The 14,194-nt window shown below is 71.9% G+C and carries 12 protein-coding genes; 8 read left to right on the top strand and 4 right to left on the bottom strand.

The genetic code is table 11. The features are described from left to right. The first annotated feature begins 134 nt into the window (after nt 1-134). The gene (dnaE, locus tag AC0666_RS13595) at nt 135-3,677 is read left to right on the top strand and encodes a DNA polymerase III subunit alpha (protein WP_468582164.1); all 3,543 of its coding nucleotides are present in this window, start codon (nt 135-137) and stop codon (nt 3,675-3,677) included. Between the two features lie 88 nt (nt 3,678-3,765). Here dnaE and AC0666_RS13590 read toward each other — a convergent pair whose 3' ends face one another. Next, entirely contained in the window at nt 3,766-3,930 is a 165-nt protein-coding gene (locus AC0666_RS13590) for a hypothetical protein (protein ID WP_361720364.1), read from the bottom strand. Between the two features lie 230 nt (nt 3,931-4,160). Between AC0666_RS13590 and AC0666_RS13585 the strand changes: the two genes are divergently transcribed. The 4 genes from AC0666_RS13585 (at nt 4,161) to AC0666_RS13570 (ending at nt 8,105) form a co-directional block, all read left to right on the top strand. After that, nucleotides 4,161-5,465: an NYN domain-containing protein gene (locus AC0666_RS13585; RefSeq protein ID WP_478707620.1), complete on the top strand. Its 1,305-nt coding sequence runs from the start codon at nt 4,161-4,163 to the stop codon at nt 5,463-5,465. Between the two features lie 93 nt (nt 5,466-5,558). Next, complete coding sequence (locus tag AC0666_RS13580) at nt 5,559-6,599, top strand: ABC transporter ATP-binding protein (protein WP_478707619.1); 1,041 nt, start codon at nt 5,559-5,561, stop codon at nt 6,597-6,599. Beyond that, nucleotides 6,596-7,369, top strand: a complete 774-nt coding sequence (locus AC0666_RS13575) for an ABC transporter permease (protein WP_468967033.1) — start codon at nt 6,596-6,598, stop codon at nt 7,367-7,369. The genes AC0666_RS13580 and AC0666_RS13575 overlap by 4 nt, the downstream gene beginning before the upstream one ends. Before the next feature lie 43 nt (nt 7,370-7,412). Next, the gene (locus AC0666_RS13570; RefSeq protein ID WP_468967031.1) at nt 7,413-8,105 is read left to right on the top strand and encodes a hypothetical protein; all 693 of its coding nucleotides are present in this window, start codon (nt 7,413-7,415) and stop codon (nt 8,103-8,105) included. Between the two features lie 19 nt (nt 8,106-8,124). On the opposite strand, the gene ybaK is transcribed toward AC0666_RS13570, so the two are convergent. From ybaK to AC0666_RS13555, 3 genes are all read right to left on the bottom strand, one after another. Beyond that, a complete protein-coding gene (gene ybaK / locus AC0666_RS13565) occupies nt 8,125-8,616 on the bottom strand; it encodes a Cys-tRNA(Pro) deacylase (RefSeq protein WP_361720352.1) in 492 nt (163 codons plus the stop codon). A gap of 31 nt (nt 8,617-8,647) precedes the next feature. Then, nucleotides 8,648-9,388, bottom strand: a complete 741-nt coding sequence (locus tag AC0666_RS13560; RefSeq protein WP_468967027.1) for an LON peptidase substrate-binding domain-containing protein — start codon at nt 9,386-9,388, stop codon at nt 8,648-8,650. A gap of 66 nt (nt 9,389-9,454) precedes the next feature. After that, on the bottom strand, nt 9,455-11,053 hold the full coding sequence (locus AC0666_RS13555; protein WP_468967024.1) for an oxidoreductase: 1,599 nt from the start codon (nt 11,051-11,053) through the stop codon (nt 9,455-9,457). Between the two features lie 125 nt (nt 11,054-11,178). On the opposite strand from AC0666_RS13555, the gene hisD reads away from it, so the two are divergent. Genes hisD through hisB form a run of 3 tightly spaced genes read left to right on the top strand, consistent with a single transcriptional unit; the run spans nt 11,179 to nt 14,194 of the window. Then, a complete protein-coding gene (gene hisD, locus AC0666_RS13550) occupies nt 11,179-12,501 on the top strand; it encodes a histidinol dehydrogenase (protein WP_478707618.1) in 1,323 nt (440 codons plus the stop codon). Beyond that, the gene (locus tag AC0666_RS13545) at nt 12,498-13,604 is read left to right on the top strand and encodes a histidinol-phosphate transaminase (protein WP_468582177.1); all 1,107 of its coding nucleotides are present in this window, start codon (nt 12,498-12,500) and stop codon (nt 13,602-13,604) included. Before hisD ends, AC0666_RS13545 begins: the two co-directional genes overlap by 4 nt. Next, the gene (gene hisB, locus AC0666_RS13540; RefSeq protein ID WP_361720338.1) at nt 13,601-14,194 is read left to right on the top strand and encodes an imidazoleglycerol-phosphate dehydratase HisB; all 594 of its coding nucleotides are present in this window, start codon (nt 13,601-13,603) and stop codon (nt 14,192-14,194) included. Before AC0666_RS13545 ends, hisB begins: the two co-directional genes overlap by 4 nt.

Raw genomic sequence — 14,194 nt, 5'->3', positions numbered from 1 at the left:
GTCGATCGTGAGGGGGCGGACAGGTGTCCTTGGCTGTGCAACGCATGACCGTACCGGTCGATGCCCCGGATCTGTCAGTCGGCCGACGTAGACTTCGAGGCTGCCCCCCTCACAGCCTCCGGAGGTCTGCCACCGTGACCAAGCCGCCGTTCACGCACCTGCACGTCCACACCCAGTACTCGCTGCTGGACGGTGCCGCGCGGCTCAAGGACATGTTCAAGGCGTGCAATGAGATGGGCATGACGCACATCGCCATGTCCGACCACGGCAACCTGCACGGGGCGTACGACTTCTTCCATTCCGCCCAGAAGGCCGGGATCACCCCGATCATCGGCATCGAGGCGTACGTCGCCCCCGAGTCCCGGCGCAACAAGCGCCGCATCCAGTGGGGCCAGCCGCACCAGAAGCGCGACGACGTCTCCGGTTCCGGCGGGTACACCCACAAGACGATCTGGGCGGCGAACGCCACCGGCCTGCACAACCTCTTCCGGCTGTCCTCCGACGCCTACGCCGAGGGCTGGCTCACGAAGTGGCCGCGCATGGACAAGGAGACCATCAGCCAGTGGTCGGAGGGCCTGATCGCCTCCACCGGCTGCCCCTCCGGCGAGCTCCAGACCCGGCTGCGCCTCGGCCAGTTCGACGAGGCCCTGAAGTCGGCGTCCGAGTACCAGGACATCTTCGGCAAGGACCGCTACTTCCTGGAGCTGATGGACCACGGCATCGAGATCGAGCGCCGGGTCCGCGACGGCCTGCTGGAGATCGGCAAGAAGCTCGGCATCCCGCCGCTGGTGACCAACGACTCGCACTACACCTACGCGAGCGAGGCGGCCGCCCACGACGCCCTGCTCTGCATCCAGACCGGCAAGAACCTCTCGGACCCGGACCGCTTCCGGTTCGACGGCAGCGGCTACTACCTGAAGTCCACGGACGAGATGTACGCCATCGACTCCTCGGACGCCTGGCAGGAGGGCTGCGCCAACACGAAGCTGGTCGCGGACCAGATCGACACCGAGGGCATGTTCACGTTCCGGAACCTGATGCCGAAGTTCGACATCCCGGAGGGCTACACCGAGGTCACCTGGTTCCGCGAGGAGACCATGCGGGGCATGCACCGCCGCTTCCCGGGCGGCATCCCCGAGGACCGCATGAAGCAGGTCGAGTACGAGATGGACACCATCATCTCGATGGGCTTCCCGGGCTACTTCCTCGTGGTCGCCGACTTCATCATGTGGGCCAAGAAGCAGGGCATCGCCGTCGGCCCCGGCCGAGGCTCCGCGGCCGGCTCGATCGTGGCCTACGCGCTCGGCATCACCGACCTCGACCCCATCCCGCACGGTCTGATCTTCGAGCGCTTCCTGAACCCCGAGCGCATCTCCATGCCCGACGTCGACATCGACTTCGACGAGCGCAGGCGCGTCGAGGTGATCAGGTACGTCACCGAGAAGTACGGCCAGGACAAGGTCGCCATGATCGGCACCTACGGCACGATCAAGGCCAAGAACGCCATCAAGGACTCCGCCCGCGTCCTCGGCTACCCGTACGCCATGGGCGACCGGCTCACCAAGGCCATGCCCGCCGACGTCCTCGGCAAGGGCATCCCGCTCTCCGGCATCCTCGACCCGAACCACCCGCGCTACGGCGAGGCGGGCGAGATCCGCTCGATGTACGAGAACGAGCCGGACGTGAAGAAGGTCATCGACACCGCCATGGGCGTCGAGGGCCTGGTCCGCCAGATGGGCGTGCACGCGGCCGGCGTGATCATGTCCAGCGAGACGATCACCGACCACGTACCCGTCTGGGTGCGGCACACCGACGGCGTCACCATCACCCAGTGGGACTACCCGAGCTGCGAGTCGCTCGGCCTGCTCAAGATGGACTTCCTCGGCCTGCGCAACCTCACGATCATGGACGACGCCGTCAAGATGGTGAAGGCCAACAAGGGGATCGACATCGACCTCCTGGCCCTGCCGCTCGACGACCCCAAGACCTTCGAACTGCTCCAGCGCGGCGACACCCTCGGCGTCTTCCAGTTCGACGGCGGACCCATGCGCTCCCTGCTGCGCCTGATGAAGCCCGACAACTTCGAGGACATCTCCGCCGTCTCGGCCCTGTACCGGCCGGGCCCGATGGGCATGAATTCGCACACGAACTACGCGCTGCGCAAGAACAAGCAGCAGGAGATCACCCCGATCCACCCCGAGCTGGAAAAGCCGCTCGAAGAGGTGCTCGCGGTCACCTACGGCCTGATCGTCTACCAGGAGCAGGTCCAGAAGGCCGCCCAGATCATCGCCGGGTACTCGCTCGGCGAGGCCGACATCCTGCGCCGCGTCATGGGCAAGAAGAAGCCCGACGAGCTGGCGAAGAACTTCACCATCTTCCAGGCCGGCGCCCGCAAGAACGGCTACTCCGACGAGGCCATCCAGAAGCTCTGGGACGTCCTGGTCCCCTTCGCCGGCTACGCCTTCAACAAGGCCCACTCGGCCGCGTACGGACTGGTCTCCTACTGGACCGCCTACCTCAAGGCCAACCACCCGGCCGAGTACATGGCCGGCCTGCTCACCTCGGTCAAGGACGACAAGGACAAGTCCGCGATCTACCTGAACGAGTGCCGGCGCATGGGCATCAAGGTGCTCCCGCCCAATGTGAACGAGTCGGAGTCGAACTTCGCCGCCCAGGGCGACGACGTGATCCTCTTCGGCCTCACCGCCGTGCGCAACGTCGGCCAGAACGTCGTCGACTCGATCATCAAGACCAGGAAGGCCAAGGGGAAGTACTCCTCCTTCCCCGACTTCCTGGACAAGGTCGAGGCCGTCGTCTGCAACAAGCGGACCGTCGAGTCGCTGATCAAGGCCGGCGCCTTCGACGAGATGGGCCACACCCGCAAGGGCCTGGTCGCCCACCACGAATCGATGATCGACAACGTGGTCGCGGTCAAGCGCAAGGAGGCCGAAGGCCAGTTCGACCTCTTCGGCGGCATGGGCGACGAGGGCGGCAGCGACGAACCCGGCTTCGGCCTCGACGTCGAGTTCTCCGACGTCGAATGGGAGAAGTCCTATTTGCTCGCCCAGGAGCGCGAGATGCTCGGCCTCTACGTCTCCGACCACCCGCTGTTCGGCCTGGAACACGTCCTGTCGGACAAGACCGACGCCGGCATCTCCCAGCTGACCGGCGGCGAGCACTCCGACGGCGCCGTCGTCACCATCGGCGGCATCATCTCGGGCCTCCAGCGCAAGATGACCAAGCAGGGCAACGCCTGGGCCATCGCCACCGTCGAGGACCTCGCCGGGTCCATCGAGTGCATGTTCTTCCCCGCGACGTACCAGCTGGTCTCGACCCAGCTGGTCGAGGACACCGTCGTCTTCGTCAAGGGCCGCCTCGACAAGCGCGAGGACGTCCCCCGGCTGGTCGCCATGGAGATGATGGTCCCCGACCTCTCCTCGGCCGGGACGAACGCCCCCGTCGTCCTCACCATCCCCACCGTCAAGGTCACCCCTCCGATGGTCACCCGGCTGGGCGAGATCCTCCGCCACCACAAGGGCAACACCGAGGTCCGGATCAAGCTCCAGGGGCCGCGCACCACCACCGTGCTGCGCCTTGACAAGCACCGCGTCCAGCCCGACCCGGCCCTCTTCGGGGACCTCAAGGTGCTCCTCGGGCCGTCCTGCCTCGCCGGATAGCACCCGTGCGGCCCCGTGCCGCAGCACGCGACGAGGGGCGCGCCCGGAAAACCGGGCGCGCCCCTTCGCACACCGCTCGCGGAGGCGGTCAGTTGTGGCCGAACTTCTTCTGCCTGCCCTTGCGGGCCATGTCCATCGGACTGGGGGCCGACGACGCGTGCTCGGACACCGCTTCCGCCGAGCCCTTCGCCGCGTCCCCCGCGGAGCGGGACTGCTGCTTGGCGGGCTGCTTCTGGTTCTTGTTCTTGGCCATGGTGGAGCCTCCGTGAGGGTCTAGGGGCCAGGACCGCCTTCACCCTCACACAGCACCAGAAACCCCGCATTTTGGATCATTACCATGTGGAGGAATCGCGCCGGGCCCGGACCCGGCCGCGCTCCCGGAACATCCGCCACGCCGATGATCGAGTTCCGGCCGTCAACGCCCTTGCGGTCGGGCAGACTCGGGGGACCCGCAGAAAACACAGAGGATCCCCGGGGAAGAGGGTGGAACGCGTGGACCGCTGCGTCGTCCTGGTGGATGCCGGCTACCTGCTGGGCGCCGCCGCAAGCCTCCTCGCGGGGGAGCCCTCCCGCTCCCGCATCACCGTCGACCATGCCGCCCTCATCCAGGGCCTGCGCGAGCGGGCCGAGGCCGACACCGAACAGCCCCTGCTGCGGATCTACTGGTTCGACGGCGCACCCGACCGGGTGCCGCAGCCCGAGCACCGGCGGCTGCGCGTCATGCCCCGGGTCACCGTCCGCCTGGGCGCCCTGACCCGCAGCGACGGCCGCTGGGCGCAGAAGGGCGTGGACGCCGCCATGCACGCCGAGCTGACCGAACTGGCCCGCAACCGCGCCTGCTCCGACGTCGTGCTCGTCACCGGCGACGGAGACCTGCTGCCCGGCCTGATGTCCGCCAAGGAACACGGCGTCGCCGTCCACCTGTGGGCCGTCCAGGCCGCCGACGGCGACTACAACCAGTCCGAGGACCTCGTCGCCGAGGCCGACGAACGCCGTGTCCTCGACCGGGCCTGGATCACCCGCGCCGTCCGCGCCAAGGACCTCGCCGGGCTGTGCGCCCCGCCACCCGCCCCGCGCCCCGAGATCGCCGCCATCCTCTCCGCCCCGCTGCCCGAGGCGGCCCTCGCCGAGGCCGCCCGCAGCGCCGCCGGCACCACCGGCGAGACCCCGCCCGTCCCGGCCGAGCAGAGCTGCGCCCCCGTCCCGGCGCCCGCCTCCGGCGGCAAGACCGTCCCCACCCCCAAGGACCTCGCCGGCGCCCTGCGCGCCCCCGGCCAGCAGGCCGGCCCGGCCGGCGGCCAGGGCGGGACACCGCACCCGGCGGGCAGCAGCGCCCTGCGCTGGTCCTCCGACAAGGGCTGGATCGACCGGGCCGGACCGCTGGGCGAGCCCGCCGAGACCGCCTCCCTGCCCACTCTCGCCCAGCTCACCTCCGCCGAACAGCGCTGGGCCGACCGGGAGGAGGACATCACCACCGTCGGAGGCGACCCCTTCGAGGTCGGCCAGGTCTTCGCCCGGCGCTGGATGGAACGCCTCCCCGACAGCGTCCACCTGCAGAAGCTGGCCACCATGTACCCGCGGATCCCGCACCGGATCGACGGTGAACTGCTGCGCTACGCCGCCCGCTTCGGGCTCCTCGCCCACAAGGACGACCAGATCGACGAGCACGACCGGTACGCCATCCGGGCCGGGTTCTGGCGGGAGATCGACGTCCGCGCCGCCGCCGAACACGTGGCCGGGCCCCCGTCCCCCTCGGCCCAGGCGCCGGCGACCCCGGCGGCCGACTAGGACGAGAGCCGCACGACACGCGCCGGAGGCCGGGTGGAGGTGGGGGGTACCTCCCAGCGGCGGCCCGGGGGAAAGCGCGTAGGCTGCTCCCTCGTGAGTACGGGCACAGCACAAGCAACACCGAGCACGGCAGTCGCCGCGGACGCGGCGGCCGACGTGGTCTGCGCGGTGCGTGACCTGGTCAAGACGTATCCCGCGGTACGGGGCCGGCGCGGGGCTCCCGCGCTGCCCGAGACCCGGGCCACCGACGGGATCTGCCTGGACGTCCGGCGCGGTGAGATCTTCGGCCTGCTCGGTCCCAACGGCGCCGGCAAGTCGACGCTGGTCCGCCAGCTCACCGGCCTGCTGCGGCCCGACTCGGGTGCCGTCACCCTGCTCGGCCACGACCTCGTACGCCACCCGGAGCGGGCGGCCCGGCTCCTCGCCTACCTGGGGCAGGAGTCCACCGCCCTGGACGAGCTGACGGTGGCCCTGGCCGCCGAGACCACCGGGCGGCTGCGCGGGCTCGACGCCCGGGCGGCGCGGACCGCGCGGGACGCCGTACTGGAGGAACTCGGCCTGACCGGGATCGCCGGGCGGCCCCTGAAGAAACTCTCCGGCGGACAGCGCCGGCTGGCCTGCTTCGCCGCCGCCCTGGTCGGCGAGCGGCCGGTCCTGGTCCTCGATGAGCCCACCACCGGCATGGACCCGGTGGCCCGGCGGGCCGTGTGGGCGGCCGTGGACCGGCGGCGCGCCCAGCACGGCGCCACGGTGCTGCTGGTCACCCACAACGTCATCGAGGCCGAGACCGTCCTGGACCGGGTCGCCGTCATCGACCAGGGCCGGGTCATCGCCTGCGACACCCCCGGCGGACTGAAGGCCAGGGTCTCCGGCGAGGTCCGGCTGGAACTGGTGTGGCGCACCGCACCCCCGCTGGACGTGCCGGAGGTCGCCGCGCTCGCCCCCGCCGCCGCCGAGGCCGGCCGCCGCTGGGTGCTGCGCCTGGCCCCGGACGAGGCGCGGGCCGCGGTGGCCGCGCTGACCGGCGGGCCGGCGTTCGCCGCCCTCGACGACTTCACCCTGGCCACCCCGAGCCTGGAGGACGTCTACCTCGCGCTCGGCGGGCGCACGGCGAAGGGACTGGTGAAGGCATGAGCACCGCCCAGGCCCTGGCCGTCCTCGCCCCGCGGGCCCGGTTCTTCCCGGCGCTGGCCGCCGTGTACCGGGCGCAGCTGTCCCGGGCGCGGGTCGCCCGTATCCCCCTGCTGTTCGTGGCCACCTTCCAGTCCGTCGGGATCATGATCCTGATGCGGGGCGTGGTCGACGGCGGTTCGGAGGCGCGAGCCGTGGTGGCCGGCTCCTCGGTGCTCGTCGTCGCGTTCGTCGCGCTGAACCTGCTCGCCCAGTACTTCGGGCAGCTGCGGGCCGGCGGCGGGCTGGACCACTACGCCACCCTGCCGGTGCCGCCGGCATCGGTGGTGCTGGGCGCGGCCGGCGCGTACGCCTCCTTCACGCTGCCGGGCACGCTGGTGACGGCGGTGTTCGGGTGCGTGCTGTTCGGGCTGCCGATGGGCGGGCTGTGGATCCTGGCCGCGGTGGTGCCGCTGGCGGGGGCAGCGCTGGCCGGGCTGGGCGCGGCGCTGGGGCTGCTGGCGCCGCGGCAGGAGCTGGCCACGCTGGCCGGGCAGCTCGGCATGTCGGCGGCGCTGCTGCTGGGCGTGCTCCCGGCGGAGCGGATGCCCGAGGCCGTCGTGTGGGCGCGGGACCTGCTGCCGTCCACGTACGGGGTGGAGGCCTTCGCACGGACCTTCGCCCCGCATCCGGACTGGGCGAAGGTCGCCGCCGACCTCGGCGTGTGCGGTGCGGTGGGCGTGCTCTCCCTGGCCGTGGCGACGTGGGCCTACCGCCGGGCGGCGGTCCGCTGACGCCGGTGAGGTCCGCGGCGGGTGCACCTGGCACGATGTGGGGGTGACCGAAGCCGTGACCACACCCTCCCCCCTGCCCGAACCGCCGTCGCCCGCCGGGGGCATCACCCTCGGGGACATCCGCGACGGGGCTGCCGCCGCCCTGGTGACCGGGGTGGCCGGCGTGCTCCTCGGACTGCTGTGGCTGTGGCTGGCGCCGCGGTCGCAGTACGTGTCGAACGGCGAGGCCGTCTTCCTGCGGAGCACCGAGAGCGAGGCGCAGATCGGCGCCGACGGGACCTTCTTCCTGCTGTCCCTGGCGATGGGCGTGCTGAGCGCCGTCCTCGTCTTCCTGTGGCGCCGGCGCGGGAGCGTCCCCCTGGTCGTGGGACTGGTACTCGGGTCGGTCTTCGCCGCGCTGGTCGGGTGGCGGCTGGGCATGTGGCTGGGCCCCTCCACCGACGTGGTGGCCGCCGCACGGGCGGCGGGCAAAGGTGTGCCGTTCGATGCGCCGCTGCGGCTGCGCGCGTACGGGGTGCTGCTGGTGTGGCCGATGGCGGCGGCCGCGGTGCACCTGGCCCTCACGGCGCTGTGGGCCCCCTACGACCCGGAGCCGGTCGCCCCGTGGTCGGGCGCCTACCCCCCGGCCCACGTCCACGCGGACCGTTCGGCCCCGGCGGCCCCGGCGGGCCCGTCACCCTCGTCCCCGTCGGACTCTTCCGCGGACTCCTCGGCCCAGGAACCGCCCCGCCCCTGACCGAGCGGGCGGGCCCGGGCTACCGGCGGGCGATGGAGGCCAGGACGGCGCCCGTCAGGGCGGTCAGGGTGGCCGGGGGCAGTTCGATCTCCAGGCCCCGGCGGCCCGCCGAGACGCAGATCGTGGGGTGCTCCGCCGCCGACGCGTCCAGCACCGTCCGCAGCCGCTTGCGCTGCCCCAGCGGGGAGATCCCGCCCAGGACGTAGCCCGTGGTGCGTTCGGCCACCGCCGGATCCGCCATCGCCGCCCGCTTCCCGCCCACCGCGGCCGCCAGCGCCTTCAGGTCCAGGCTCCCGGACACCGGCACCACCGCCACCGTCAGCGCCCCGTCGACGTCCGTGACCAGGGTCTTGAAGACCTGGTCGGGCGAGACCCCCATCGCCTCCGCCGCCTCCTGCCCGTACGAGGGGTGCGCGGGGTCGTGGTCGTACGCGTGCGTCGTGAAGGCCGCGTTCGCCGCCGTGAGGGCCGCGATCGCGGGAGTGCCGGCCGCCGTCTTCTTCTTCGCCATCAGTCCCCGGTCAGTTCGTTCGCGTTCGCCGTCAGTTCGGGCTCGTCGGGGCGCGGGTCAGGTCCACCGCCGGCAGCGACGGCAGGTGCCGGATCACCGCGGTCTCCGCACGCAGCAGCCCCAGCTCCTCCGCGAGGCGCGTCGCCGTGTCCGGCGCCTGGAGCAGCCGCTGCTTCGCCGGGATGTCCAGTACGGCCGCCGCCGCCACCAGGTACGAGACCACCGACGGTTCGTCCGGCAGGTCCGCGCCCGTGCTCAGCGACCGCTCCCGGGCGCCCGCCAGCCGCTTCTGGTAGTTCCGGAAGGCCCGCAGCACGCCCTCCGCCAGCGCTCCCGCGCCCTCGCCCGCATCCTCCGGCAGCTCCTCCAGCTCGGCGACCAGATACGGCCCCGACGCGTCGACGGAGAGCAGGCGGACCCGGGTGGTGCCGGTGGCCAGGACCTCGAAGCTGCCGTCCTCCCGCTCCCGGATCGTCGCCGCGTCCGCGATGCAGCCCACGCGGTGGAAGGCCTGGATCGGGTCCGCACCGAAGCCGGCGCCCGGGCCGCGTTCCGGCAGGGCCGTCTGGTCCGGCAGGCCGGGCGCGGTCGGGGCGACCTCCCGGCCGTCGCGGATCGCGACGACCGCGAAGCGCCGCGGGGCGTCGTCGGCCGCCTTCACCAGCTCCCGCATCATGGCGCGATAACGCTCCTCGAAGACGTTCAGCGGGAGGACCAGTCCCGGGAACAGCACCGAGTTGAGCGGGAAGAGGGGAAGGCGAACGGTCGTCACGAGGGACCAGGGTAGTGGCCGCAGGCCAGGCCCCCTAACCCGTATCAGCCCCGGATCAGCCCTGGATCAGCCCCGTCTCAGCAGACGCGAGGCGCCTGCCGCCACCGTCGTCGCCAGGATCCAGCCCAGCAGCACCAGGGTCGCCGACCCCCACTGCCAGTAGCCCTCCACCTTCCACTGGCCCTCCTGGCCGAGATCGATGACCGGCAGGAGGAGGTCCAGGGCGTAGAGCGCCGCGTTCCACGTGGGGTGCTCGTCCTCCTTGATCGGCGGCGGCTCGTGCCGGGAGAACAGCAGCGCCCCCGCCGCCCACAGCACCGCCATCCACAGCGCGGCCCGCCCGGGCCGGTACCCGTAGACCACCGTCCAGTCCTGGAGGAAGCCCCACGCCTTCACCGCCGGGGGCAGCGTCGCCCGGCGGCGGCGCTGCTTGGCCAGCAGCACCTCGCGGGCGTCCGCGTCCTCGCCGCTGGCGCGCAGCACGGCGGCCAGCCGCTCGTACGGCTCCGGCGAGTACTCCGGGGTGGCCGCCTCCACCCAGGCCAGCCGCCGCACCAGCGGGAAATGGCCGCGGGGCGCGAGGTTCTCGTAGACGAAGCCCTCGATCGCCACCCCGCCCGGGCCCGGCCAGCTGGTGGAGGTGTCGACCAGCTTGACCACCTTGGCGCCGGACAGCACCACCCGGCCCTGCTCGGGACGCTCGCCCACGAAACGCAGCTCCGGGGTCTGGATGCGGCGCAGGGAGACCTCCTGCTCGTCCGTCAGCGTGAAGCGGGCCCCGTAGAAGTCGACCGCGTCGCCGAAGCGGCCGTCGTCCAGGCGCAGCCCGCCCTGGCACTCGAAGCGCTGGGCCCGCTGCCCGCGGGTGGGGGTCTGGCCGAGTCCGTACGGGGGAGTGGAGGACCCCGAGTCGCCGAGGACGTAGTCCAGCGCGATCGAGGTCAGGTACAGGGTCCGCTCGACGGTCAGCTGCGGGGCGTTCAGGGCGCGCCGCCCGTACGGATTGCGCAGCCGGGCACCGCGCAGGTTCATCGACACGCCGATCTTCGCGCCGCGCAGGCTGACCTCCCCGTACGTCTCCAGCAGCTCCCCTTGGAAGTCCTGCGCGACCGACATGCCGTCCGCGGCGAAGGCCCGGCCCTTGTTGTCGCGCTGCACCACGGCCTGGCTGACCAGCAGGTCGGTGCCGATCTGCGCGTCGGTGAGCCGGATCCCGCGGGCCACCCGGCAGCGCGGCAGGTGCAGGTCGCCCTCGGTGTGCAGGCGGGACGCGTCCAGGCGGGGGATGGCGCAGTTGATCATGCGCAGGGTGCCGAAGCGGGTCTCGGACAGCTGGATCTCGCTGTCGAAGCGGCACGACTGGAGCTCCACGTACGGCTGCACGGTGCCGCCCGACAGATCCAGGCGGCCGGTGATCCGGACACCGCGCAGCTTCAGCGAGGCCACCCGGCCCGGCACCGGAGGCGGCCCGTGGAGCAGCAGCAGCGCCACCACCGCGGCGCGGACGCTGCGCTGCGGGCCCCACAGCTCGCCGCTGTGCGGGTCGTCGTGGTCGGCCGCCCGTGTACTGAGGTCGCAGACGCTGCCCGTGCGGTACGCCTGCCACATGCGCCGCTCGGGGCCGGAAAGGTCCGCCGGCTCCCCGTCCGCGTGCATCTCGGTCATGGCGGCCCCCCTCCGCGGTCACATACGTGTAAGGGAACGCTAACGGGGGGCGGTGACAGCCGGGGCGTGTATCAGCCAGTGATACGGGCGGACGGTGGCGGGAGGCGGTCTGAGAGAATTGTGAGGTGATCTCTCGTATCGACCTGCGCGGTGACGCCCTCCCCGAGGGTGGCGCCCTGCGCGATCTGCTGCCCCGTGCCGAGTTCGACGTGGAAGCCGCCCTGGAGAAGGTGCGGCCCATCTGCGAGGACGTCCATCATCGTGGCACGGCGGCGCTGATCGAGTACGCGGAGAAGTTCGACGGCGTGAAGCTGGAGCAGGTCAGGGTGCCCGCCGAGGCGCTCCGGGCCGCCCTCGACGCCCTCGACCCGGCCGTCCGCGCCGCCCTGGAGGAGTCCATCCGGCGCGCCCGGATCGTGCACCGGGGCCAGCGCCGCACCGAGCACACCACCCAGGTGGTCCCCGGCGGCACCGTGACCGAGAAGTGGGTTCCGGTCGAGCGCGTCGGGCTGTACGCCCCGGGCGGCCGCTCGGTGTACCCGTCGTCCGTCGTGATGAACGTCGTACCGGCGCAGGAGGCGGGCGTCGAGTCGATCGCACTCGCGTCCCCGCCGCAGAAGGAGTTTGGCGGCCTGCCGCACCCGACGATCCTCGCCGCGTGCGCGCTGCTCGGCGTCGACGAGGTCTACGCGGCCGGCGGCGCGGTCGCCGTCGCGATGTTCGCGTACGGCACGGAGGACTGCCTCCCCGTGAACATGGTCACCGGCCCCGGCAACATCTGGGTCGCCGCCGCCAAGCGCTACTTCACCGGGAAGATCGGCATCGACACCGAGGCCGGCCCCACCGAGATCGCGGTGCTCGCGGACTCCACGGCCGACCCGGTGCACGTCGCCGCCGACCTGATCAGCCAGGCCGAGCACGACCCGCTCGCCGCCGCCGTCCTGGTCACCGACTCCGAGGAGCTGGCCGCCGCCGTCGAGAAGGAACTGGAGCCGCAGGTCGCGGCCACCAAGCACGTCGAGGACCGGATCAAGCCGGCCCTCGCGGGCAAGCAGTCCGCGATCGTGCTGGTCGACAGCCTCGACGACGGCCTCAAGGTCGTCGACGCGTACGGCGCCGAGCACCTGGAGATCCAGACCGCCGACGCCGCCGCCCGGGCCGCCCGCGTGCGCAACGCCGGCGCGATCTTCGTCGGCCCCTGGGCCCCGGTCTCGCTCGGCGACTACTGCGCCGGGTCGAACCACGTGCTGCCCACCGGCGGCTGCGCCTGCCACTCCTCCGGCCTGTCCGTCCAGTCCTTCCTGCGCGGCATCCACATCGTCGACTACACGCGCGACGCCCTCGCCGAGGTCACCCACCACGTGGTGACCCTGGCCGAGGCCGAGGACCTGCCCGCGCACGGCGCAGCCCTGAAGGCACGCTTCGGGTGGAAGGTTCCCCGGGCATGACCGGAATCGACGACCTGCCCATCCGGGACGAACTGCGCGGCAAGAGTCCGTACGGCGCCCCGCAGCTCGACGTGCCCGTCCAGCTGAACACCAACGAGAACCCCTACGAGCTGCCCGAGCCGCTGGTGCAGCGGATCGCCGAGCGCGTCGCCGAGGCCGCCCGCACCCTCAACCGCTACCCCGACCGGGACGCGATCGAGCTGCGGACCGAGCTGGCCGCCTACCTCACCCGTACCGGCGGGCACCCGGTCGCACGGGAGAACGTCTGGGCCGCCAACGGCTCCAACGAGGTCATCCAGCAGCTGCTGCAGACCTTCGGCGGGCCCGGCCGCACCGCGATCGGCTTCGAGCCCTCGTACTCGATGCACGCGCTGATCGCCCGCGGCACCGGCACGGGCTGGATCTCCGGCCCGCGCAACGAGGACTTCACCATCGACGTGGAGGCGGCCGGGCAGGCCATCGCCCGCAGCGCCCCCGACGTCGTCTTCATCACCTCGCCGAACAACCCCACCGGTACCGCGGTCGAGGCGGAGACCGTCCTCGCGCTGTACGAGGCCGCGCAGGCCGCCAAGCCGTCCCTGGTGGTCGTGGACGAGGCGTACGTCGAGTTCAGCCACCGGCCCTCCCTCCTCCCGCTCATCGAGGGCCGGCCGAACATGGTGATCTCCCGGACCATGTCCAAGGCCTTCGGCGCGGCCGGGCTGCGCCTGGGCTACCTGGCCGCCCACCCGGCCGTGGTCGACGCCGTGCAGCTCGTACGCCTGCCGTACCACCTGTCGGCGGTCACCCAGGCGACCGCCCTGGCCGCCCTGGAGCACACCGACACGCTGCTCGGCTACGTCGAACAGCTCAAGGCCGAGCGCGACCGCGTCGTCGACGAGCTGCGGGCCATCGGCTACGAGGTCACCGAGTCCGACGCGAACTTCATCCAGTTCGGGACGTTCGCGGACTCCCACACCGCATGGCAGAAGATCCTCGACCAGGGTGTCCTGGTCCGTGACAACGGCGTACCGGGCTGGCTGCGGGTCACCGCGGGCACCCCCGCCGAGAACGACGCGTTCCTGGAAGCGGTTCGCGCACTGAAGAAGGAGCAGCACGCATGAGCCGCATCGGACGGGTCGAACGGACCACCAAGGAGACCTCGGTCCTCGTCGAGATAAACCTCGACGGCACCGGCAAGGTCGACGTCTCGACGGGCGTGGGCTTCTACGACCACATGCTCGACCAGCTCGGCCGCCACGGCCTCTTCGACCTCACCGTCAAGACGGACGGCGACCTGCACATCGACAGCCACCACACCATCGAGGACACCGCGCTCGCGCTCGGCGCCGCCTTCAAGCAGGCCCTCGGCGACAAGGTAGGCATCTACCGCTTCGGCAACTGCACCGTTCCGCTGGACGAGTCCCTCGCCCAGGTGACCGTCGACCTGTCGGGCCGCCCCTACCTCGTGCACACCGAGCCCGAGAACATGGCGCCGATGATCGGCGCGTACGACACCACGATGACCCGGCACATCCTGGAGTCCTTCGTGGCGCAGGCCCAGATCGCCCTGCACGTGCACGTCCCCTACGGCCGCAACGCCCACCACATCGTGGAGTGCCAGTTCAAGGCCCTGGCCCGGGCGCTGCGCTACGCCGCCGAGTTCGACCCCCGCGCGGCCGGCATCCTGCCCTCCACGAAGGGCGCCCTCTAG

The organism is Streptomyces sp. NPDC043680, assembly GCF_056436685.1.
This window is presented reverse-complemented; position numbering and strand designations above follow the sequence as displayed.

Coding starts and splice junctions, on each gene's coding strand:
- ybaK (WP_361720352.1), bottom strand. CDS start 8,616: ATGGCGAAGAAGAAGACGGCGGCCGGCACTCCCGCGATCGCGGCCCTC.
- AC0666_RS13555 (WP_468967024.1), bottom strand. CDS start 11,053: ATGACCGAGATGCACGCGGACGGGGAGCCGGCGGACCTTTCCGGCCCC.
- hisB (WP_361720338.1), top strand. CDS start 13,601: ATGAGCCGCATCGGACGGGTCGAACGGACCACCAAGGAGACCTCGGTC.
- AC0666_RS13575 (WP_468967033.1), top strand. CDS start 6,596: ATGAGCACCGCCCAGGCCCTGGCCGTCCTCGCCCCGCGGGCCCGGTTC.
- AC0666_RS13545 (WP_468582177.1), top strand. CDS start 12,498: ATGACCGGAATCGACGACCTGCCCATCCGGGACGAACTGCGCGGCAAG.
- AC0666_RS13590 (WP_361720364.1), bottom strand. CDS start 3,930: ATGGCCAAGAACAAGAACCAGAAGCAGCCCGCCAAGCAGCAGTCCCGC.